The following is a 22,970-nucleotide window of genomic DNA, read 5'->3' on the forward strand; positions in this document are numbered from 1 at the left end:
GCTCCCGCACTTGCCGCAGCTCATCGTGGTCTGAATCATACCGCTTGTACGTAAAAACCACGCATTAGACCACCGCCCGGGAGTTTTGAGCCCGCAGAAGGCGCAGAGGGCGCTGAGTTGTTCTGACATTGCATTACCAGAACGTCCTCTGCGCCTTCCGCGAAAACTTCTGCGCCTTCCGCGGGCCAAAAGACGCCTGCTTTTAAATCAGGAGCGGACAACTACTTTCGGCTCGCTATGCCGAAACCCCTGCTGCTCCTCTGCCTGCTGCTGGCCACCCTGGCCGCCCCCGCCCAAACCCTGCCCGAGCCCGTCGACCTGGTCAGCCCGCTGATGGGCACTGACTCCAAGCCGGAGTTGTCGAACGGCAATACCTACCCGGCCATTGCCCTGCCCTGGGGCATGAACTGCTGGATGCCGCAGACCGGTAAGATGGGCAGCGGCTGGGCCTACCAGTACGCGGCCGACAAAATCCGGGGCTTCAAGCAGACCCACCAACCCTCGCCGTGGATGAACGACTACGGGCAGTTTGCCCTCATGCCCATCACCGGGCAGCGGCGCTTCGGGGAGGACGAGCGGGCCAGCTGGTTTTCGCACAAGTCGGAGGAAGCCCGCCCGTATTACTACCGCGTGTACCTGGCCGACCACGACATCACCACCGAAATAGCCCCCACCGAGCGGGCGGCCCGGTTCCGCTTCACCTTCCCCCGCACCGACAGCGCCTACGTGGTGCTCGACGCGCTGGACCGCGGCTCCAGCGTGCAGGTGCTGCCGGGGCAGCGGCGCATCACGGGCTACACCACCCGCAACAGCAAGGGCGTGCCGGCCAACTTCAAGAACTACTTCGTCATCGAGTTCGACCACGATTTCACCAGCACGGCCATCTTCCAGGATAAAGTACTGGATGCCGTCAGGCTGGCGGCCGAAGCCAATCATACCGGCGCGGTGGTGGGCTTCAAGACGCGCAAGGGCGAGCAGGTGCAGGCCCGGGTGGCCTCGTCGTTTATCAGCCCGGAGCAGGCCCTGCGCAACCTGGAGGAGGTCGGGCCGGATGACTTCGAGACGGTGAAGCGCAAGGCGCGGGCGGCCTGGGCGACGCAGCTCGGGCGCATTCAGATTGAGGGCGGGACCGAGGCCCAGCAGCGCACGTTTTACTCCTGCCTGTACCGCTCGTTGCTCTTCCCGCGCAAGTTCTACGAGCTGGACGCCCAGGGCCAGCCCGTGCATTACTCGCCCTACAACGGGCAGGTGCTGCCCGGCTACCTCTACACCGATACCGGCTTCTGGGACACCTTCCGCTGCCTGTTTCCATTCCTGAATTTGATGTACCCGAGCGTGAACAGCCAGATTCAGGCGGGCCTCGCCAATGCCTATAAGGAAGGCGGCTGGCTGCCGGAGTGGGGCAGCCCCGGCTACCGCAACATCATGATCGGCAACAACTCGGCCTCCGTGGTGGCCGATGCCTACCTGAAGGGCGGGCGCGGCTACGACATCAACACGCTCTACGAAGCCCTGCTGCACGGGGCCAACAACGCCAGCCCCATGACGGCAGTGGGCCGCGCTGGCGTGGAGTACTACAACAAGCTCGGCTACGTGCCCTACGACGTGAAAATCAACGAAAGCGCGGCCCGGACGCTGGAATACGCCTACGACGACTTCGCCATCAGCCAGCTCGGCAAGGCCCTGGGCCGGCCCAAAAAGGAGTGGAGCCTCTACGCCCGGCGCAGCCAGAACTACCGCCATCTGTTCGACAAGCAAACCGGCCTGATGCGCGGCAAAAACCAGAACGGCACCTGGCAGGCTCCCTTCAACCCATTCAAGTGGGGCGACGCCTTCACCGAGGGCAACAGCTGGCACTACACCTGGTCGGTCTTCCACGACATCCACGGGCTGATGACGCTCATGGGCGGCCCCAAGCCCTTCGTGGCCACCTTGGACACGGTCTTTACCCTGGCGCCGGTGTTCGATGCCTCGTACTACGGCGAGGTTATCCACGAAATCCGCGAGATGCAGATTGCCGGCATGGGCAACTACGCCCACGGCAACCAGCCCATCCAGCACATGACCTACCTCTACAACTACGCCGGCCAGCCCTGGAAAACGCAGTATTGGGTGCGCGAGACGATGAACCGCCTCTACCTGCCCACCCCCGACGGTTACTGCGGCGACGAGGACAACGGCCAGACCTCGGCCTGGTACGTCTTCTCCGCCCTGGGCTTCTACCCCGTCTGCCCCGCCACCGACGAGTACGTGCTCGGTGCCCCGCTCTTCCCCCGGGCCACCCTGCGCCTGGAAAACGGCAAAACCATCGTGCTCAACGCCCCCGGCAACCGCGAAGCCGCCAACCGCTACATCGGCGGCCTGCGGCTGAATGGGCAGGACTACCCGCGCAACTTCCTGCGCCACGCCGAGCTGCTGCAGGGCGCCACGCTGGACTTCGACATGACCAGCCAGCCCAACCGGCAGCGCGGCACCCAGCCCCAGGACGCGCCGTACTCGTTCAGCCGGCAGTAGGAGGGGGGGAGGTGCGGCCCTACAGCCGCGGAGCGGCGCCATATTAGTAGCATTACCAACCCAGTAGAACGACCGAGCTGCAGCGCAGCGGCATGGCATTGAACGGGACGTGTAAACGTCAGCAATGCTGTGCCGCTGCGCTGCAGCTCGGTTTTCGGCCATCCGTTAGACTACTAATATGGCGCCGCTCCGCGGCTGTAGGCCCGCACCCATCCAGAATCGTTGAACGCACCCCCTCTCCACTTTCGGAGAGGGGGCCGGGGGGGGAGGCGCCCCGCCCGCGCGGCCTCACTGTCCCTTCGGAATCATCCTTCACCGGTGAAAAACGGTTCCGAAGGGCTCAGCAGTCATCCTTCACCGGTGAAGAGGGCCTCCAAAGCCCTCATGAAGCAATCTTCACCGGTGAAGGACGTATCCGAAGGGCTCATGGGTCATCCTTCACCGGTGCAGGGTGCCTCCGAAGGCCTCATGAGTCATCCTGCACCGGTGAAGGGTGCTTCCGAAGGCCTCATGAGTCATCCTGCACCGATGCAGATGGCATCCGAAGGCCTCATGGGGCGTCCTGCACCGGTGCAGGCATTATCCGACGGGCGGTCTGCCTTGGCTTCAGGCCATAACCCCGGCCCCGCGCCGCCCGTTAGCCTATTCTGTTGCCCGCTACGCCATCTATTTCACAACCAACCCCCATTCCATGAAAGCCTTAGTCTTCCACGGCATCAAGGACGTGCGCGTCGACACGGTCGATGACCCGGAAATCGTCGATTCGCGCGACGCCATTATCCGCGTGACGAGCACGGCCATCTGCGGCTCCGATCTGCACATCTACAACGGCGGCATTCCCCAGCCCCGGCCCATGGTGCTCGGCCACGAGTTCATGGGCATCGTGGAAGAAGTGGGCAAGGGCGTGGGCGGCAAGCTCAAGGTGGGCGACCGGGTGGTGGTGCCCTTCCCGGTGGCCTGCGGCTGCTGCTTTTTCTGCAACCACGACCTGCCCGGCCACTGCGAGCATTCCAACCCCGACCACTACGGCCCCGAGGGCGGCGTGCTCACCCAGAAAGGCGGCGCCCTCTTCGGCTACACCGACCTCTACGGCGGCTACAACGGCGGCCAGGCCGAGTATGTGCGCGTGCCCTACGCCGACTACGGCCCCCGCGTCATTCCCGACTCGCTCACCGACGAACAGGCCCTGTTCCTGACCGATATCTTCCCCACCGGCTACAGCGGCATCGACTGGGGCGAGGTGAAGGGCGGCGAGTTCGTGGCCATTTTCGGGGCCGGGCCGGTGGGCATCATGGCTGCCAAGTCGGCCTGGCTGCGCGGCGCCGCCCGCGTGGTCATCGTCGACGTGCTGCAGTATCGCCTCGACAAAGCCAAAACCGCCGCCAACTGCGACACCATCCTGTGGGAGGACCGCCAGCAGGTCATCGAGGAAATCCGCAGCATGAGCCAGGGCCGCGGCGCCGACGTGTGCGTGGAGGCCGTGGGCTTTGAGCCGGAGCGCGACCTGCTGGACCGCGCCAAGGCCGTCATCAACTTCGAAAAAGGCTCGCCCAAGGTCCTCGAGGCCTGCATGAGCGCGGTGCGCCGCGGCGGCATCGTGTCGGTGCTGGGCGTGTACGGGGCCTACTTCGACAACTTCCCCCTGGGCCAGTTCTTCGACAAGGGCATCACCCTGCGCGGCGGGCAGGCCCCAGCCCACAAGCACATCGACCAGCTGCTGCAGTACGTGGTGGAGGGCAAGGTGAAGCTCGACGACGTCATCTCGCACCTCCTGCCGCTGAGCGAAGCCGCCCACGGCTACGACATCTTCCGCAACAAGAAGGACAACTGCACCAAAGTGGTGCTCAAGCCCTAGCCCCCACCGGGCAGCCGGCCCATGCCGGCCGCCCGATCCGGTACCACGCCGCCCGACCTGATACCGCGCTGCCCGGTCCGGTTCCGCGCCGGGCGCACGTGCCGGCATATTCCGACCCACGACCGCGCCAATGCTAAAGGACCTGCCAGCCGGCAGGTTCTTTTTTTGCATTTGTCGCCCCGAAGGCACCCGGAAACCAAGCCGCAACTGCAGCCGCTTTAGTATCTTTCATCGACTGCCCCCGACCCGCCCGGCTGCCCCGGCAAGGCCGCGCAGACTTGCCGCTATCCGCCTCCTCCCAACCAGAACACCGTCCTGAAAACTACTTTTCTACGTGCCGTCCCCGCGCTGCTGCTGGCGGTGCTGCTGCCCCTGTCGGCCGCCCAGGCGCAGGCACCCGCCGACCGCGCGGCCCCGCTCAGCAAGCTGGCCCCGCCGCTACAACTAGCTTCGCCGGCCACGGCCCGCTCCTCCGCCGCTTACCGCGTGCAGGTGACCGACGCCGCCGCCTTCCGCCGCTGGGCCCGGCAGTACCTGCCCGCCGCCCGGCTGCAAGCCGTGCCCGGCCAGCCCCAGCTGCTCACCGTCAACGGCCCGGCTACGCCCGCCGCGCTGGCCGCCTGCCCCTACGTGCGCTTCGTGGAGGCCGCCGACCGGCAGGCCCGCCCGGAGCGTCAGCTCAACGGCGCCGACCTCACCGCCAACACCATCACCGCCGTGCACGCCCGCTACCCCCAGCTGACGGGCCAGGGCCTGACGGTGTCGGTGAAGGAAGACCCAATTGACATCACCGATATCGACTTCAAGGGCCGCCTCGTCAACCCCGACCCGCAGGCGCAGCTTCTCAACGCGCACTCCACGATAATGACCACGCTCATTGCCGGGGGCGGCAACTCCTCGCCCAACGGCAAAGGCGCGGCCTGGCAGGCGCGCATCGCGCAGTCCAGCTCCGGCAACCTGCTGCCCGACGACGGACCGGGGCTGGCGGCGCAGGGCGTGTCGGTGCAGAACCACTCGTACGGGGTGAGTGTGGGCGTGGAGAACTTCTACGGGCTCGAAGCCCGCGCCTACGACGCGCAGGCCCGGCAATACCCGGCCCTGGTGCACGTATTTTCGGCCGGCAACGTCGGCAGCCAGCCCGGGCCTGCCGCTACCGCCTATGCCGGGCTGGCCAGCACCGCCAACCTGACCGGGGAGTTCAAAAACGCCAAGAACAGCCTGAGCGTGGGCAACACCGATGCCCTGGGGCAGGTGGTGGCGCTCAGCTCCCGCGGCCCCGCCGCCGACGGCCGCGTCAAGCCCGAGCTGGTGGCCTACGGCAGCGGCGGCTCCTCCGACGCGGCGGCGCTGGTGTCGGGCATCAGCCTGCTCGCCCAGCACGCCTACCGGGAGCGGCGCGGCACCCTGCCCCCGGCGGCGCTGGTGCGGGCCGCCCTGCTGAACACCGCCGACGACGCCGGGCGGCCCAACGTGGATTTCGTGGCGGGCTACGGCCAGGCCGACGCGCTGGGGGCGGTGCAAACCATGCTCGACGGCCGCTTCGTGGAGGGCAGCGTGGCGCAGGGCCAGGAGCAGGTATTCCCGATTACGGTGCCGGCCGGCACTCACCGCCTCAAGATTACCCTGGCCTGGACCGACCCCGAAGCCGCCGCCAACGCCGCCAGCACCCTCGTCAACGACCTGGACCTGGCCCTCGTGCGGCCCGCCGATGGACAGCGCTGGCTGCCCTGGACGCTCAGCGCCTACCCCCACCTCGATTCGCTGGCCCGCCCGGCCCGCCGCCGCCCCAACCACCGCGACAACGCCGAACAGGTGACGCTGGATCTGCCCGCCGCCGGCACCTACGAGCTGCGCGTGCGGGGCTACCAGCTGGGCCAGGGGCCACAGACCTTCAGCGTGGCCTACGAGCTGGAAAACGGCCTGACCTGGATTCATCCTTCGAAAGCGCGCAACCTGCGGGCCGGGGAAGAGGCGCTGCTGCGCTGGCAGTGGGCCGGCCCGGCTACGACTGCCCGGCTGGAATACCAGCCCTTGGGCCAAACCGCCTGGACCACCGTCAGCTCTTCCCTGGATTTAACCCAGCAAACCTGCCGTTGGATGGCCCCGGCTACCCCGGCCGCCGCCCGCCTGCGCCTGTTCACCGGCACCGGGGCCGTCGTATCCGACACGTTTTTCGTGGCCCGGCCGCTGACGCTGGACGTGGCCTATACCTGCACCGATGAAACCCTGCTGACCTGGCCCCGGGTGCCCGGCGCCACCCAGTACCAGGTGTACCGCCTGGGCGCCTCTCAATTGGAGCCCTACCGCCTGCTGCCCGATACGGCCCTGCGCCTCACCGCCGCCGAAGCCGCCGCCCGCTACTACGCCGTGGCCCCGGTTCTGCAGGGCCGGGCAGCAGAGCGGGGCAGCTCCATCGACGTGACGGATAGCCGGTACGGCTGCTACGTGCGCTCCTTCCTGCCCCGGCAGCTGGTGATGGATACCATCCAGTTCAACCTCACGCTGGGCACCACTTACCGCCTCCAGGCCATTGCCCTGGAACGCCGGAATGCCGACGGTAGCTTTTTCGCCGTGCAAACCCTGACTTCCAACTTGCAGCTGGCCACCCGGCTCACCGATCCGCAGCCACGGCTGGGCCGGGCCGAGTACCGGGCCCGCCTGCAGCTCAGCACCGGCCAAACCTTGTACAGCCAGGTAGAGGCCGTGAATTATGTGCCCGCCGTGGCCGATGTGCTGGTGTACCCGGTGCCGGTAGCTGCCGGGGAGCCCCTAAGCGTAGTAGGCCCCCCCGACCAAATACTACGCGTGCGGCTGTTCGACGTAGTCGGCCGTGTGCAGCGCGACGAAACGACCGACACCAGCGTCATCAAAGAGCTGGATACGCATGGTCTGCAGCCCGGTACTTACCTGCTGCGCGTAAGCATACCCGGCGGCCGCGAAGTCACCCGGCGCATCCTGGTGCTGTAAAAACGCGTGACTGCCGAAGCCGCCATTCCCAAGCCGTGCCAGCTCGATAAGTAGGAGTGCTGGTTGAGCTGGCGCGGCCTGGGAATAGGGGAAACGTGTAGAGGCCGAGGCATACCTGGCTTCCAGGCCAGCCGAGGAAGCGCCCTTGGCAGGGGGTGAATATGCGGCTACCCGCTTTGTAGCCCAAGGGGCAGGCAGAGTCGAGCGGTGCGCGGGGCAGCGCTTGGGTAAAGGAGGTCAATTACGGTGCAAAGCCAGCTGAGCAAGATTCATTGGTCGTAACCGGTACGCGCCCTTCACTACCGCAGGCCGGCTGGGCAAGCAGCACGGTAACCGGACAATAAAAACGTCCCCTGGCTCAGCTGAGCCAGGGGACGTTTGCGGTTCTGCTAAGCGGTGAGGCTTAGTAGAGGTAGTTGAGGGCAATTTTGTCGTTGGCGTTGAAGTAGCGGTTAACGCCGTTGCCAACGCAGGCCAGCATCCACGAGTTGGGGTCGGCGCCCGAGGGCGTGCCGGGGATGAGGATAGCGCCTACCGAGCTGGCACCTTCGTTCGAGGCCGAGCCCCCGCAGCTATACGCGCGGTTGAAGTAGTCGGTGTGGCGCAGGCCGATGCAGTGGCCCATTTCGTGCGCCATGATGGTGGCAATGTAGTTGACGTTGGTGCTGTTGATTACGGTCGGCGAGAGTTTGAAGCCGGGAGCCGGGTTGCCGTTGGAGGGGAAACCACCCGATTGGCCCAGGATACCAGCGCCCAGGTACGCCGACGTGATGGGCAGGTCGGCCGTAGCAGTGCTGGTGATGCGCGTAAAGTGCAGTTGCAGATTTTCCGCGTTGTAGCGGCGAATGGCCTCATCGACGGCCGATACGTAGGCCGAGGGGAAGCTGCCGATCAGCTTAACCGTCAGCGTGCGGGGCAGGCGCTGCACCAGGTTGGTGGTGCGGTACTGCTCGTCCTGGCCAACGCGCAGCAGGCTCTGATCCGGAGCACTGGCCAGCATTTCGTTGGTCAGCAGGATGTCGCCTTCCACAACAACGCCGCCGTCCACTTTCTGGGCGCCAGTAGTAGTAAAGCCTAGCGCCTTAATTTGGTTGATAGTGGCGTCGGCAATGGGGCCCTTGGCTTGGACATTTTCCTTTTTGGAGCAGCTGGTCATAGACAGCGCCGCGAAGGCGCAAACAGCAGCGGTCGACAGTACTTTGTTAAACTTCATTGGTGGTTTGGTTGGGGAGTTGGTTGAACAATGCGCAAAAGGTAGAAGGATTTTTTAAAAACATCAAATAAAATTCATCTAAACCTCATTATTTATTCATCGTATCGCGCGTTCATGCAGGCGCCTGTTCCTTATAGTAGCCGGGAAGACCAGGCAGAAGATTGAGTGTGGGCTATCTTTTAACGGATTTTAGGGTAGCCATCAGACCGGGCGCGAGAATAAGTTGCGTTGTTTATTTTGGTAATATTCTAATAAACGCGTTTGGCTAAAGAATGGCCGAGCGGACGATTATTAGGCGCGCCTAATGAATCGGGCTGATATTGCTAAAGTCCAGTATTGGGAATAGTCCGGCGTGCCGTGGTAAACCAAGGATAAGAAGGGGGAATTGGCCGCCCAAAGTGGGAATAAGAAAGGTCGGTCGGCGTGCTTCTCAGGCCACTTGCCGAATTACGTATCTTTGTTTGAAACCGAATTGTTCTTCGCGGGCCCCACTCCGGTGGCCTGCTTGTTAATAGATCTTCATTGTGGCTTGCACTTCATGTTCCAGTGGGGGCGGATGCTCTACCGGTGGTTGTGGCTCGAAAGGGGGCTGCTCGTCAGGTGGCTGCACGCGCCTGAATGTATTCGACTGGTTGCAGGACATTGACCTGCCCGCTGGTTTTCAAGAATTTGACCTCGTCGAAATCCGCTTCAAGGGCGGCCGCAAAGAGTTTTACCGCAACGATAAGCGCATCCATCTCACCACCGGCGACGCCGTGGTGGTGGAGGCCGGCGGCAACGGCTGGCACCTGGGCTACGTCTCGCTCAAGGGCGAGCTGGTGCGCCTGCAGATGAAAAAGAAGAAGGTGCCGCAGGACTCCAAGGACATCCGCGGCATCCTGCGCGTGGCTACGGAGCAGGACGTGGAGCGCTACGAAGCCGCCCGCGAGCTGGAGCTGAACACCATGTTCCGGGCCCGCTCGGTGGTGGATGAGCTGCGGCTCAAAATGAAGCTCTCCGACGTGGAGTACCAGGCCGACCGCACCCGCGCCACGTTCTTCTACTCGGCCGAGGACCGCGTCGACTTCCGGGACCTGATCAAGCGCCTGGCCGAGGAATTCCGGGTGCGCGTGGAGATGCGGCAGATTTCGCTGCGCCACGAGGCCGGCCGCCTCGGCGGCATCGGGGCCTGCGGGCGCGAGCTGTGCTGCTCCACCTGGCTGACGGAATTCAAGAGCGTGAGCACCACCGCCGCGCGCTACCAGAACCTGAGCCTGAACCCGGCCAAGCTCTCGGGCCAGTGCGGCCGCCTGAAGTGCTGCCTGAACTACGAGCTGGAAACCTACCTCGACGCGCTGAAGGACATTCCGCAGGTGTCGCGGCCGTTGCAAACGCAGCTGGGTGAAGCTTTTCTGCAGAAGACCGACATCTTCAAGAAGCGCATGTGGTTTGCCCTCCGCGGCGACAACAACTGGGTGATGCTGCCCACCGAGCGGGTAAAGGAAATCCTGGCCCTGAACAAAGCCGGCGAGAAGCCCGACACCCTGCTGGCCCCCGTGACGGAACCGGTGGTGGAAGTGAGCGTGCAGGAGCACGTGGAAGGCTCGCTCGACCGCCTCGACGACAAGATCAAGGCCGGTAAACGCACCAAGCGCAAAAAGAAAAAGGAGAAGGAAAAAGGCCCGCTGACGCCGGCAGCCGGTGTGCAGCCCAAGCCCACGGCGGCCGTGCCCAAAGACGCCCCGCGCCCGCGCCCCGAGCCCAAGCCCAAACCGCCCGTGGAAGCGGCCCCGGCGGCAGCCGAAGGCGGCGAGGCCCGCGGTGGCAAAGCCGGCAGCCGCAGCGGCAGCAACCGCCGCGGCCGCGCCAACGTGAGCACCGACGCTCCGCGCACCGACCGCCCGGCCCCGCGCTTCGACCCGCGCTTCCGCAACAACGCCGGCGGCGACAACAGCGGCCCGGACGCGGGAGCCGCCCGCCCGCCACGCGAAGAAGGCCGGGGCGAGCGAAGCGGCCGCTCGCGCCGTGGTGGACGACGCGGTGGGGGGGAAAGCGGCCCCGGCGCGCCCGGCAATTCAGCTCCCTCCGCTTCCTGATTTTTACCTGCGATGATGCACCGAATGCTGAACAACTGGCGCCGGGCCGCGCTGCTGCTGCTGCTGGCCCCGGCCCTGGCGGCCTGCGACCCGAACAGGGTGTACGAGGACAACGCCGACCTGAAAGCCAACGGCCAGCCCTACCTGTGGTCGGTACAGGACAAGCCCGCGTTTGAGTTCGAGATTACCGATCCGGCGCAGCTCTACAACGTGTACTTCAACGTGCGCAATGCCATGGGCTACGGCTACTACAACCTCTACATGAAAGCCACGCTGACGGGGCCCGACGGCAAGCCGGTGGGCGCCCCCAGGCTGCACCAGATGATTCTGATGGACCCGAAGACCGGGGAGCCGCGCGGCAACGGCACCGGCGACATCTACGACCACCAGTTTCTGGCCATGCCACGGCAGCGTTTTGCGCAGGCCGGCAAGTACCGCGTGGTGCTGGAGCAGTACATGCGCCAGGACGTGCTGCCCGGCATCATGTCGGTGGGTGTGCGGGTGGAGAAAGTAGCGGCTGAGGGCGCTGCAAAGTAGAAGCCAATCAGCTATTTGAACAGGTGAAAGCCGCTCCGAAACCGGGGCGGCTTTTGCGTTTCGGGCTACGCCGATATCGGTGCGAAACCGGGGCCAAGCAGGACGGGAAATGTATTCGTTTGGACAACTCCGTCGGAAAAGGCGGCGTATAGTTTTGACTGCTTTCCTACTTCTCACCCTAATCAACCAACACCTTTCACAATGGCTGACAACACCAAAAATCCGAACAGCGCCCAGAACCCGAACTTGGGTTCGACCCAGGGCACCACGGGCTCGACGGGCATGAACGCCAATGCCGGCGGTATGCAGGGCAACACCAGCAACCAAGCCGGTTCTTCTACTTCCACTCCCTCGGGCCTGACCAGCGGCAACAGCAACCGCCCGTCAGGCTCAACTACTTCCAGCCAGTCGCTGGCCAACTCGGAAACGAGCATGGGCCAGGGCGGCCTCACCGGCTCGACCTCGGGCAGCAAAACGGGCAGCACCGCCAGCAAGTCGGGCAGCGCCAGCAGCAGCAAGAGCAGCGGCGCCAAATCGGCCACCGGGGCCGCTTCGGCTTCGTCGTCGGCCAGGAAAACGGGCAGCAGCGCCACGAAAGCCTCGTCGGGCAAGAGCGGCTCGTCGGCCGGCAAAAGCCAGGATCAGGACAGCCAGCAGGGCAACTACGGCGGCAACTTCGGCAACTCCATGGAAGCCAGCCACCGCGACCATGACCGCGACGAAAACATGTATAGCGGCGCCGGGCGCGGCGAATTTGGCTCGCAAGGACGCGGCAGCACCCAGGGTGGCTACGGCAACCAGGACCGCGACTACGACACCCGCTCGCGCGGCGGTGAGTACGGCGACGACGGCTATAACCGCGGCCGCCAGGGCAACTCCTACGGCCAGTATGGCGGCCAGGACGACTACCGCGGCAACCAGGGCGGCTACAGCGGCAGCTACGGCCAGCAGGACCGCATGAGCAACAGCAACCGCGGCGGCATGCAGGGCAACTACGGCCAGCAGGGCGGCCACAACTACGGTGAGCAGCGCCAAGGCCACATGGACAGCCACTACGGCCAGCGCGACTCGTACGGCTACCAGGAGCGCGGCTACGGCCAGCAGGGCGGTACCAGCATGGGCGGCGGCTACCAAGACCGCGCCGGCTCGCAGGGCGGCGACTACAGCGGCCGCAACTACGGCGGCCAGCCGAGCAACCAGGGCAACATGGGTGGCCGTGGCTACGGCAACTACGAGCGCGAAGACTACCGCAGCTCCAACGACAACGGCTCACGCTACGGCCAGGGCCAGGGCTACAGCCAGGACTACGGCCGCTCGTCGATGGGTGACCAGGGCCGCAACATGCAGGGCGGCCGCGGTGGCCGCGAGCAGGACGACTACGGCCAGTACAGCACCCGCAACCAGCGCGAAGACCAGGACCGCTCGTCCTCGCGCGGGGGCTACGACAACCAGGGCTCGGGCCGGCGCGACTGGGACAACCAGAACAACCGCAGCCAGGGCAACTACGGCCGCAGCAACATGGGCGGCGGCCAGATGGGCAGCGGCTACGGCGGCGGCTACAACGATGACCGCTACAGCTCCGGCCGCTCCGGCTCGTCTTACGGCTCGCAGAACAGCAACTACGACTCGCGCAGCGGCTACAACGAAGGGCGCGGCGGCTACATGGGCAACTCCGACCAGGGCTTCGGCTCGCGCGGCGGCTCCTACAACGACGAGTACGATTCGTCGAACCGCAACTCGCGCCAGGGCTCGGCCTCGCGCGGCGACATGCGCAACGAAGACCGCAGCCAGAACTACGGCCAGCAGAACCGCGGCAACTACCGCAACCAGGACGACGACTCGGACTACGGTTCCGGCTCGGCCGGCCGCCGCAACCGCGGCCGCGACGATGACGACCGGTACTAGGTTCGGATAACCCGTAAAAAAAGCCCCTCAGCAATTGCTGAGGGGCTTTTTTGTTGGAATAACGAAGTAGGGGCTGGGCCAGCTGCTGGTGAACCTAACCGCGTACCAGGGTGCTACGCCGGCAGAAATTCGGCCCGGTGCACCCGCACAAACTCCTGCATGGTGCGGGGCGGGCGGCCGGTGAGCTGCTGCACGTCGGTCGTTATGGTGGCAGTGTAGCCGGCGCGGATGAGGGCGTTCAACTCCATGATTGCGTCGATCATCCACTGCGGGGCACCCTGCATCCCTTGGCGGGCGGCTTCCTCCGGCACGTCGATGTACTGCACCGGGTGGTTGGTAGTCTGGCTGATAATGGTAGCCACCTCGTTGTTGCTCAGCGCTTCAGGGCCGGTAAGCGGATAGGCGCGGCCGTGGTGCCGGGCCACGTCGGCGGTGAGAATGGCGGCGGCTACTTCGGCAATGTCGAACGCATCGATGTAGCTGGCGCGCCCCTCGCCCTGGGGCTGGTAGATGCGGCCCTGCCCGCGGATGCTGGCGCCCTGGTAGGTAAGAAAGTTCTGCATGAAGCTGTTCGGCCGCAGAATGACGTAAGGCAGCCCGCTCTGCGCCAGGTACTGCTCGGCCTCGCGGTGCCAGCGCCCCAGCTGAATGCCCGGCTCCGCCTCGGCGCCCATCACCGACAGCTTCACCACCTGCTTCACCCCGGCGGCTTTAGCCGCGTCGATAAACCGTTTGCTGTCCTCCACCTGCGTTTCGGCCAAGGGCACGAGCAGAAAGACGCGGTCGACGCCGGTGAGGGCCACACCCAGCGTTTCGGGGCGCTGAAAATCCAGCTCCACCAGCTGCACCTCCGGGTTGAACTGGCGCAGCCGGTCGCCTTTGATGACAGAATGCACGCCGGCGCGCACGTGCACGCCGCGGTTGCTGAGGGCGCGCACCAGCTCGGCGCCGACGGTGCCGGTAGCGCCGGTAACCAGGATTGTGTCAGGCATGGAGGTAGTGGTTCGGTTGGGGGATGATTGTGAGTCCAGTACCACCGAGCTGCCCGCTTTGTTCGTGCGGCGCCCGTATGGCCGAAGATGCCGTCGGGGCCGGCTCTCCGGTAGCGCCCGGCACCCGTGTAGTGCGTACCGAGAGGCGTCAGCGGGTGGCGGTGCTGCCGCGGAAGCTGGCCCGAAACAGCTTGCCCTTCTCATTGCTGAGCACGAAGTCGTGGTCGTTGATGAAGGTCAGCGCCTCGGCCTGCCCGCTGCCGGGCAGAGGCAGGCAGCTCTTGGCCCCTTCGAACAGGGGCCGGCCGGGCTGCACGTCGAGCAGGTACACGTGGCCGTAGCCGAGCAGGGCCACGCGGCGGCCGTCGGGGCTGATGTCGGCGGCGGTAATCCAGGTATTGATGCGGATGCTGTCGGCGAGGTGGGCCACGTAGTTGCCGGGTCGGGCGGGCAGGTGGTATTCCTTCACCCAGTTGCCTTCGCCGCGGTTCTTGGTGAAGAGGTAGAGGCTGTCGTTGTGGTAGAAAAACGCTTCGCAGTCGAAGTTGCGGGCCTTTTTCTTGGGCGGAAACAGCTTCTGGTCGGGGTAGTGGAAGCGGATGGTATCGACCTGCTTCAGGTCGGGGCCGGAGAGGCGGTAGACGCGCAGGTCGCGGCGCTTGTTGGCGTTGTTGCCGAAGTCGCCGATGAACAGCTGCCCGCGCTGCCGGTCCTGGGCCAGGTCTTCCCAGTCCACGTTGCTGGCGCCGCGCACCGGGTGCGTCCGAATCAGGTCGCCCTGCGGGTTGACGAGGTACAGCCAGGTGGTGTTGCCGCCGTCGCCGTGGGTCCAGAGGTTGCCGTCGGCGTCGGCCAGGGCCAGGCCCGAGCTTTCCACCACCTCCTGCTTGTGCAGGCGGCCCACCGTCTGCACGCGGTAGTCCTTGCTCACGCGGGCAAAGTCGCCGCGGTCATCCTTCTTGGTGCAGCCGCAGAGCACGGAATGCGCAAAAATCAGCAGGGGAATCAGCTTATCGCGGAGTACAAACAGCATGGCAGAGGCAGAAAAACGCAGCTTCGGGTGCCGAAACCGGGAGGGATTCTGCGCTGCCTTACGCAAAGCGCGGTGGATTGGCTGCAATTCGGCCGCGCCGGCCGCGGCTTACCCCGGCATCAGAAGCGCAGGTAGGGGAGCAGCTTCTGGTAAGTGGCGTCGTCGAGCACGCGAATCTGGCGCAGGTCGGTGGGCTGGCGGAAGCGGCCGTGCTGCTGGCGGTAGGCCACTACCACGCGGGCCAGGCGCTTGCCCAGGTAGGGGTGCTGGCAGATTTCCTCGAACTCACCCTCGTTCACGTTGAGCGGCTGGGGCTGGTAGCCGGCCGGCACGAAGGTGTACTTGCGCAGGCTGTCGACCAGGTCGGGCGCGTCGCGCAGGCTGTAGATTTCGGCGGCCTGATCCACGCTGATGAAGCCGCCCAGCCGTTCGCGGTACTCCACCACCCGCGCCGACAGCCGCCGCCCGATACCGCGGATCTGCATGAGCTGGGTGGTGTCGGCCGCGTTCAGGTCGAAGGGCTGCAGGTTGCGCGGCTTGCGCGGAAACTTGCCCGGCGTACCGGCCGCGTCGCCGGCCTGGGCGAAGGGCTGCTGCTGGCGGTTGGGGTAGCGGCTGGCGTAGGCTTTTTGCTCGCGGGGCGGCAGCTGCTCGGGCAGCAGCAGGTAGGGCGCCAGGCGCTGGTAGGTGGTATCGTCGAGGCCGTAGGCTTTGCGCAGCTGCTCCTTGGCTTTGAAGCCGCCGATGACGTCGCGGTACTTCACCAGCCGCTTGGCCAGAAAGCGCGGCAGCCCGCGGGCCTGCCAGCCAGTTTCGTCCACCGCGTTGGGGTCGAAGGGCCGGAGCGGAATGCGGGCCACGCGCACGTAAGCGGGGCGCCGGGCCGGGTAGCGGCGGCGGGTGGCTTCGGCGGGGCGGGCGGCGGTCAGCTCGGTGGCTACCTGCTCCAGCTGCCGGCGGTCGGCGGCGGGGTTGTAACGAGGCAAGGCCGGGCGCAGCAGGGCCGGAGTGGCCAGCAAGGCCAGCAGCAGAATCAGCAGGAAAGCAAAACCATTGGTTTCGGTTCGGGAGAAGCCGAAATGCCGCCGCACAAAACGGCGCAGGGAATCAGCCACGGACATAATCAAGAATGCAACAGAACACTAGAATCGGCGGAAAATCTACTGATTAATAGTGTTTGTTGGATGCTTGCGGAGTAGAAAATATTGACTGACTTTTCAGCGCGGCAGCTGGTAGACGCTGAAGCCTGTCGGCGTGAGAATGTAGAGGTAATGCTCGCCCACCAGCACCTGCGTGGCGTCGGGTGCGGGCAGCAGTACGGTGCGCTCCTGAAAGCTGTAGAGGTGGTAGAAGTGCAGCAGGCCGTCCCGCAGGTAGTACAGCTCGTCGCCGCGGAAGCCGGCCCAGCTCAGGCCGCTGATGGGCAGGCGCTTGCGGAAGTTGCCCAGGTTGTCGAACACCCACACGCCGCTGGTGCGGTCGACGAGGTAGAGGTTGTTCTGGTACTCGCGCAGAAAGCGGAAGTCGGGCTTGGTGCGGCCCAGCAGCACATCCAGGGGCGTGGCTACCGTCACGCGCTGCTGGGCCGAGCTGTACTGCAGCAGCGTCAGGTTGCTTTCGTTGAGCAGCCAGAGGTTGTCGTCGGGCGCGATGGTGGCCAGGCGAATCAGCCCGTTGTCGATGATTTCGGAAAAGCGCGTGCCGCCGATGGGCGCCAGAAACCGGTCGAGCACCAGCAGCTCCTGCCGGTCGTCGTAGTACACCAGGATTTTGGCCGCGTTCCAGGCTTCCACCGAGCCGGTGTGGCCCACCAGCGGCGGCGAGTAAGTGGCCAGCGGCTGCCCGTCGGGCCCGAACTGCCGCAGGCTGTTCCGGGCGTCGGTTACGTAGAGGTTGCCGCGCCGATCCAGCGAAGCCGGGCCGGGCTGGACCAGCGGCACGGTGCGCACCAGCGTCAGGTTGGCGGCCGGCGCGGCGGTGGTAGCCGGCAGCTGGGCCGCGGGGCGGGCTTCGGCCGGGGCGGTGGGCTGGGGCGTGGTCGTCTGGGCCAGGGCGGGCGCCCCGCCGAGCAGTGTCAGGCCAAGCGCGGCGGCAGCCGACTTGCCGAGCCGGGCATTCAGCCAGCGGGGCCTAGCCTTCAAAACGCTCCAGGGACAGGTTGTTGCCATCGTAGACGCCGTAGGTGCAATAATTGACCCACTCGCCGAGGTTGACGTAGCGGCTATGCGCGCCCACGGGCACGTCGAGGGGAAGGTGACGGTGGCCGAACACGTAGTAGTCGTGGTGGAAACGCTTTTCCAGCTCCCGGCAGTACACCAGCAGCCACTCGTCGTCGCCGAGGTAGATGTCGTCCTTGGCCGTGTTGCTCAGGCGGCTGCGCTGGCTCCAGGCGTTGGCAATGCCGATGCCCACGTTGGGGTGAATGCGCGCAAACAGCCACTGGGCCACCGGCGAGGCAAAAATGCGCTTCAGCACCTTGTAGGTGTAGTCTTTGGGCCCCAGCCCGTCGCCGTGGCCGAGGTGGAAGCGCTGCTCCCCGATAGTGAGGCTGACCGGGTGGCGCAGCACCGGAATGCCCAGCTCCTGGGTGAAATAGCCGAACATCCACATGTCGTGGTTGCCGGTGAAGAAGGTCACGGGTATCCCGCCGTCGACCAGCTCGGCCAGCTTGCCCTGCAGGCGGATAAAGCCCCGGGGAATGGCGTGGCGGTACTCAAACCAGAAGTCGAAAATGTCGCCGACGAGGTATATGGCGGCCGCATCCTGGGCCGCCATGTCCAGCCAGCGCACGATGCGCCGCTCCCGCTCCCGCGAGCTGGCCGGGTTGGGCGCGCCGAGGTGAAAATCAGAAGCGAAGTACACCTTGCGGCCCGGCGCCAGCACGATGGGGGGCAGCTCAGGCAGTGGCGAGGTCATCCAGCAGGAACAAGGTGATGCTGCGCGGCCCGTGGGCGCCGAGCACGAGGGTTTTCTCGATGTCGGCGGTGCGGCTGGGGCCGGTGGCCAGGGAAAGCATGGACGGCAGCTTGTCCAGCCCGCCGAACTTGTCCTGGGCCAGCAGCAGGGCGTCGCTGATGTCGGCCACCACCTGCGAGGCGCGGGCAAAGACCAGCTGCTGATCGGGGTAGATGCTCAGGCGCCGGCCGCTGGCCGTGGTCGAGCTGAGCAGCACCGAGCCGGTGCGGGCTACCAGGGCTTCGCAGGTGGTCAGGCCCGCGTCGGCGTGGGCAATAAAGTCGGTTTCGTCGCCGGTGTGCACGATGCCGGCCGCGTGCAGCAGCTTCTTCAGCTCCGGCTCCCACACGAACAGGTGCTCGATGTTGCGCTCCTTTTTGTGGTTGTAGAGCAGGTCGTAGAAGTGCTCCACGGTGGCGCAGTAGTAGAACGTGCCGCCGGCCCGCACGAAGCTCTCGGCGAAGCTGATGGTCAGGTCGTCGGCCGGGGCCGGAAAGAGCGGCGCGGTGAAGTTGGGCACGGCCGGCTGCTGCGGACTGGGCTGCTGCAGGGCCGTGCGGATGCGCTTCAGGATGATGTCACGGGACGTTTCGGCCATGTACAAAGCTAATCACGGATTCTTGCGGATTCTCCGGATTTCGCGGATTTTGTGGACGATTCGTGGCCAGGAACATCCTGGCTGGCTGATCAATCAACCGCTTGAAGTATGCAGCCTGCCAATATTTTGCGAATCGATACGCTTGATGAAAGCTGGTCGGATAAGGACAACGTAATGCTGCACGCCTGCTTTCAGCTGCTCACCGACTGCATCGAAAAGGAGGGCCTGCTTACGCATTGGGATTGGACGGCCGACCAGCGGGGGGACGTTAAAATAGAGCTGGAAACGCTCTATAGCTGGTGGAAACAGCGGGTGCAACGCGACCAGGCCGATGGTATCGACTGGATATGGACGCCGGGGCAACACGAAGAAGACAACATGATGCTGACTCGCTTAGTGAAGCTACGAGGCTATCTGTGGACGTAATTGCCGCCATATGGGTCACCACATCTTCGCCCTTGTCACCGCCGGCCCCGTCGACCAAGCGCAAGCCGCCGCCTACGAGCTGCCCTGTTTCCTGGAAAACGGCTACACCATCATCGGCCTGAACGCCTACCACAGCGACTATTGGGCCGACAAGCTAGACATCCCGCACCGCAACTATTCCGATATCATCCTCGACAACGACGTCACCCGTTTCCTGGCCCGGGCGCTGGGCCTCGGCCGCTACGCCCTCATCAGCACCGATTACTTCGGCGGCAGCGGCGAGCAGCACGCGGCGGTGTACGATGCCGGCCAAGTGCTGATGCCCGCCACCGCCGGCGGCATCAACGCGGCGCTGCGGCTGCTGGGCGTGAGGCGTGGCCCGCTGACGGATGAGTTTGACGCCATCAGCCTGGGCAAGTACCGGAGCTTCGAGGACCATTTCGAGCGGTACTACGACCTCGACTAAAGGCCACGGCCCGGCTCAACCAATGAGGTCGAACCGGGCCGTAGTCTTGGGTGCGTGTCAGTTTTACTTACCAATCACCTTGAACTCGGTGCGTCGGTTCAGCTGCCGGCCTTCCTTGGTGGTGTTGGGCGCCACCGGCTGCGTGTCGCCGTAGCCGGCGGAGCTGAGGCGGGCGGCGGCCACGCCATGGGCGGTCAGGTAGTCCACCACGGCCTTGGCGCGGCGCAACGAGAGGTCCTTGTTGTACTCGGCCTTGCCCACGTTATCCGTGTGGCCCGACATTTCAATGCGCAAAGCCGGGTATTCCACCGTCATCAGCTGCACCAGGCGCTCCAACTCGGCGGTGCTTTCCTTGCGCAGGGTGGCTTTGTCGAAGTCAAAGAAGATGTTGTTCAGCACCACCTTGGCGCCCACGTCCAGCTTCTTGAGCGGAATGTCCTTCACCACTTCCGAGTAGGCCGCGCCCTGGGGCAGGTCGAAGTTTTCGGAGTGGAACAGGTAGCCTTCCTTGCGCACCACGATGCCGTAGTTCACGCCCGAGGGCAGCGACACCAGGTAGCGCCCCGACTGCGAGTTCGAGCGGAACGAGGCAATAACCTGGTTGAGCGTGTTGTCGACCAGGTCGATGGTGGCCTCGATGGGCTGCTTGCTGTCGGCATCCGTCACGGTGCCTTTCAGGATGGTTACCTGGGCGGTGGCAATGGGCACGGCCGGGGCCAGCAGCGTCTGCCGCACCGGGGCGGCGCGGGAGGCCAGCAGCGGCTCCTCGGAGGAAATAACCGGCGGCTTCTCCGGGCCCAGGAAGGTAATCATGTAGATGTCGCGGCTGCCCTGCGTGTCGTCGCGGGAGGAGGCGAAGTAGCCGTGGCGCCCCGAGGCCGACAGCACGAAGAACACGTCGTCGTCGGGGGTGTTGATGGGCCAGCCCAGGTTTTCGGGCTTGGTCCACTGCCCGTTTTTCCACTCCGAGCGGAAGATGTCGTAGCCGCCCATCGAGTTGTGGCCCTGCGAGGAGAAGTAGATGGTCTTCCCGTCGGGGTGCACGAAGATGCCGTCCTCGTCGTAGGGCGTGTTGATGACCGAGCCCAGGTTTTCGGCCTTGCCCTTGCCCTCGATGTCGAGCCGCCAGATGTCGTGGCCGCCGCGCGAGCTTTCCTCCGAGCCGTTGCTGACGAAGTACAGCATCCGCCCGTTCGGGGCGTAGGCCGCCGAGGACTCGTGCGACTGGCCACCGTTGACGCGCCGGCCCAACGAGCCGGGCTTGCTCCAGGCCGAGCCTTTCAGGTTGGCCTCGTGCAGGTCGCCGGCGCCATCTTCCACGTAGGTCACCAGCTTCTGCCCGTCGGGCGAAATGGCTACCACCGCGTCGTGGCCCTTGGTATTCACCGTCGGCCCCAGGTTCTTGGCCTGCTGCCACTGCCCGTCTTTCCCCTTCACCGACTGCCAGATGTCCTCGAAATAGCCGCCGATAAACGGGTCTTTCTCGTCGCCCACGCCCCCGTCGCGGCGGGAGGTAAACAGCATCACCGACTCGTCGGCCGTGATGACCGGGCCGTACTCCGGGTAGGGCGTGTTGATGGCCGGCCCCACGTTGTCGATGAAGGCGCGGGTGGGCGTTTTCATCAAGGCCAGCCCCGCTTCACACTCCTGAATCTTCTTGCGAATGTCGTTCTGCTGGGCGGTGGCGTTCTTGCCGCCGGGGGCCGGCTGGGCGGCTTTGTATTCGGCAATGGCCTCTTCCCAGCGGGCATTCAGGTGCAGGCCGCGGCCCAGCATGTAGCGGATACGCGCGTCCACCTGCGGGTCGAGCTGGTAGGCCTTCTGCAGGTAGGGCAGGGCCTTGGATTTGTAGGTCGAGTTCAGGTAGCAGTGCCCGATGCGGAAGTTGAGCTGGGCGTTGTTGGGGTTCACCTGCTGGGCGGCCAGAAAGTGCGGCAACGCCTGCTCGTAGCGCGGCGGGTCGGTTTCGTACCAGCCGTTGGCCTCCTTCAGCTCCTTTTGGGCGTTCTTGAGGCTTTCCTTGTCGCCCTTGAACTCGTCTTTGGTGAAGTCCACGTTCTGCGCCTGCGCCGTCAGCGTCAGCAACAAAAAGGAAGCGGCGTATAAATATCTAAGCATGTTTTCTGAAAGATGATGGATGACTGGATGAGTAAATGAGTAGATGGAGGTTACAAAGCAGGCATCTGCTCAGCCACTCATCTAGTCATCTGCTCATCCCACCTATTCGCAGCCCGAGTTGGCGGCGTAGGCGGTGCCGGCCGTTATGCCCAGCTCGGCGGCTTTGCGCCAGTCGGCGCAGGCGCCGGGCACGTTGCGCAGCATCTCGCGGGCGTGGCCGCGGTTCAGGTAGGCCTCGGCGTACTGCGGGTTCTGACCGATGGCAGCCGTGGCGTCGGCTTCGGCGGCCTTGTAGTTCTTGAGCTGCTGGTAGGCGGCGGCGCGGTTGTTCAAAGCCAGCGCGTAGTCGGGCTTGAGCTTCAGGGCCTGCGTCAGGTCGTCGACGGCGGCCTGGTACTCGCCGGCTTCGTAGCGGGCCCCGGCGCGGCCGAGGTAGCCCACCGGGTCGTCCTGGCGGCGGCGCAGGTAGTCGGAGTAGTCTTCCTGGGCGCCCTTGTAGTCCTTCTGCCGGCGCTTGGCGGCGGCGCGGTTCAGCAGGGCCACGTGCAGGTCGGGGTTGAGGCGCAGGGCCTCGGTGTAGTCGCGCACGGCGGCCTCGGGCTGGCCCAGCTGCCGCTCGGCGCTGGCCCGGTCGTGCCAAGCATAGGCGTACTTCGGATCGACTTTGGTGGCCTGGGTGAAGTCCTGCAGGGCGGCCTGGTAGTCGCCCTTCTCGAAGCGCAGGGCGCCGCGGTCGTACCAGGCGGCGGCGTAGTCGGGCTTCAGCTCGGTGACTTTGCTGTAGTCCTGCTCGGCTTCGGCGGGCAGGTTCTGGGCCTGCTTGGCCTGGGCGCGGCCGTACCAGGCGGTGAAGGTGCTCGGATCCAGGCGGATGGCCTCGTTGTAGTCCTGCACGGCCGGGGCGTATTGCTTCAGCTCGTAGCGGGTGGCGGCGCGGTTGTAGTAGGCCTTGGCAAAATCAGGCTTGGCCGCCAGCGCCCGGTCAAAGTCCTGAATGGCGGCGTTGTAGCTTTTTTCGTTGAACTTCGCGACGCCGCTATTGTAATATTTCTCGGCAAGCTGCGCGGGCGGTAGGGTGGAAGCTCGCACTGTGTCGGTCTGCGCCTGGGCCGCAAAGGCCGTTAGGGTGCATCCAAAAAGGAATAAGTATTGTTTCATAGAAGCGCCGCGGCGTGGAAGAGGGGTCGGTGACTTGTCGAAATATATTGCATTTTTCCGGACATCTGGAAGATGATGGATGAAAGATGAGCGGAAAGGAACGTCATGTCGAGCGCAGCCGAGACATCTCGCGTGCTGATGCCAGATAGTAGAATCAC

The 22,970-nt window shown here is 65.1% G+C and carries 17 protein-coding genes; 8 read left to right on the forward strand and 9 right to left on the reverse strand.

The window, feature by feature from the left end:
- Positions 1–237: 237 nt before the first annotated feature.
- The 3 genes from FDY95_RS12220 (at position 238) to FDY95_RS12230 (ending at position 7,336) form a co-directional block, all read left to right on the forward strand.
- Positions 238–2,514, forward strand: coding sequence for a GH92 family glycosyl hydrolase (locus tag FDY95_RS12220; protein ID WP_138078061.1), 2,277 nt, complete (start codon positions 238–240; stop codon positions 2,512–2,514).
- Positions 2,515–3,205: 691 nt separating this feature from the next.
- Positions 3,206–4,369: a zinc-dependent alcohol dehydrogenase gene (locus tag FDY95_RS12225; RefSeq protein WP_138078062.1), complete on the forward strand. Its 1,164-nt coding sequence runs from the start codon at positions 3,206–3,208 to the stop codon at positions 4,367–4,369.
- A gap of 360 nt (positions 4,370–4,729) precedes the next feature.
- Positions 4,730–7,336, forward strand: coding sequence for a S8 family serine peptidase (locus FDY95_RS12230; RefSeq protein WP_138078063.1), 2,607 nt, complete (start codon positions 4,730–4,732; stop codon positions 7,334–7,336).
- 403 nt (positions 7,337–7,739) lie between these two features.
- On the opposite strand, the gene FDY95_RS12235 is transcribed toward FDY95_RS12230, so the two are convergent.
- On the reverse strand, positions 7,740–8,549 hold the full coding sequence (locus tag FDY95_RS12235) for a M57 family metalloprotease (protein WP_138078064.1): 810 nt from the start codon (positions 8,547–8,549) through the stop codon (positions 7,740–7,742).
- A 632-nt stretch (positions 8,550–9,181) separates the two neighbouring features.
- Here FDY95_RS12235 and FDY95_RS12240 point away from each other — a divergent pair.
- From FDY95_RS12240 to FDY95_RS12250, 3 genes are all read left to right on the forward strand, one after another.
- Complete coding sequence (locus tag FDY95_RS12240; RefSeq protein WP_246074012.1) at positions 9,182–10,624, forward strand: PSP1 domain-containing protein; 1,443 nt, start codon at positions 9,182–9,184, stop codon at positions 10,622–10,624.
- A 12-nt stretch (positions 10,625–10,636) separates the two neighbouring features.
- On the forward strand, positions 10,637–11,161 hold the full coding sequence (locus FDY95_RS12245; RefSeq protein WP_246074013.1) for a gliding motility lipoprotein GldH: 525 nt from the start codon (positions 10,637–10,639) through the stop codon (positions 11,159–11,161).
- Between the two features lie 201 nt (positions 11,162–11,362).
- Positions 11,363–13,066: a hypothetical protein gene (locus FDY95_RS12250; protein WP_138078066.1), complete on the forward strand. Its 1,704-nt coding sequence runs from the start codon at positions 11,363–11,365 to the stop codon at positions 13,064–13,066.
- Positions 13,067–13,179: 113 nt separating this feature from the next.
- Here FDY95_RS12250 and FDY95_RS12255 read toward each other — a convergent pair whose 3' ends face one another.
- The 6 genes from FDY95_RS12255 to FDY95_RS12280 all read right to left on the reverse strand — a co-directional run bounded on the left by FDY95_RS12255 (position 13,180) and on the right by FDY95_RS12280 (position 18,644).
- Entirely contained in the window at positions 13,180–14,058 is an 879-nt protein-coding gene (locus FDY95_RS12255; RefSeq protein ID WP_246074014.1) for an SDR family oxidoreductase, read from the reverse strand.
- 148 nt (positions 14,059–14,206) lie between these two features.
- On the reverse strand, positions 14,207–15,091 hold the full coding sequence (locus FDY95_RS12260) for a hypothetical protein (protein WP_138078067.1): 885 nt from the start codon (positions 15,089–15,091) through the stop codon (positions 14,207–14,209).
- Positions 15,092–15,210: 119 nt separating this feature from the next.
- Positions 15,211–16,212 carry a ComEA family DNA-binding protein gene (locus tag FDY95_RS12265; protein ID WP_138078068.1) on the reverse strand — a complete coding sequence of 334 codons (1,002 nt, stop codon included), beginning with the start codon at positions 16,210–16,212 and terminating at the stop codon, positions 15,211–15,213.
- Between the two features lie 96 nt (positions 16,213–16,308).
- Positions 16,309–17,232 carry a hypothetical protein gene (locus tag FDY95_RS12270; RefSeq protein WP_138078069.1) on the reverse strand — a complete coding sequence of 308 codons (924 nt, stop codon included), beginning with the start codon at positions 17,230–17,232 and terminating at the stop codon, positions 16,309–16,311.
- Positions 17,222–18,007: a UDP-2,3-diacylglucosamine diphosphatase gene (locus tag FDY95_RS12275; protein ID WP_138078070.1), complete on the reverse strand. Its 786-nt coding sequence runs from the start codon at positions 18,005–18,007 to the stop codon at positions 17,222–17,224. Before FDY95_RS12275 ends, FDY95_RS12270 begins: the two co-directional genes overlap by 11 nt.
- Positions 17,988–18,644, reverse strand: coding sequence for a LutC/YkgG family protein (locus FDY95_RS12280; protein WP_171025658.1), 657 nt, complete (start codon positions 18,642–18,644; stop codon positions 17,988–17,990). The genes FDY95_RS12275 and FDY95_RS12280 overlap by 20 nt, the downstream gene beginning before the upstream one ends.
- A 108-nt stretch (positions 18,645–18,752) precedes the next feature.
- On the opposite strand from FDY95_RS12280, the gene FDY95_RS12285 reads away from it, so the two are divergent.
- Together FDY95_RS12285 and FDY95_RS12290 are read left to right on the forward strand one after the other, a co-directional pair.
- Positions 18,753–19,070 (forward strand): hypothetical protein, encoded by a 318-nt coding sequence (locus FDY95_RS12285; protein ID WP_138078072.1) that lies wholly within the window; start codon positions 18,753–18,755, stop codon positions 19,068–19,070.
- Positions 19,071–19,080: 10 nt separating this feature from the next.
- Positions 19,081–19,536 carry a hypothetical protein gene (locus tag FDY95_RS12290; protein ID WP_138078073.1) on the forward strand — a complete coding sequence of 152 codons (456 nt, stop codon included), beginning with the start codon at positions 19,081–19,083 and terminating at the stop codon, positions 19,534–19,536.
- A gap of 63 nt (positions 19,537–19,599) precedes the next feature.
- Here FDY95_RS12290 and FDY95_RS12295 read toward each other — a convergent pair whose 3' ends face one another.
- On the reverse strand, positions 19,600–21,654 hold the full coding sequence (locus tag FDY95_RS12295; protein ID WP_138078074.1) for an OmpA family protein: 2,055 nt from the start codon (positions 21,652–21,654) through the stop codon (positions 19,600–19,602).
- 102 nt (positions 21,655–21,756) lie between these two features.
- Positions 21,757–22,812: a tetratricopeptide repeat protein gene (locus tag FDY95_RS12300; RefSeq protein ID WP_138078075.1), complete on the reverse strand. Its 1,056-nt coding sequence runs from the start codon at positions 22,810–22,812 to the stop codon at positions 21,757–21,759.
- Positions 22,813–22,970: the final 158 nt, after the last annotated feature.

This window comes from Hymenobacter jeollabukensis (genome assembly GCF_005771675.1).
GTDB lineage: Bacteria > Bacteroidota > Bacteroidia > Cytophagales > Hymenobacteraceae > Solirubrum > Solirubrum jeollabukense.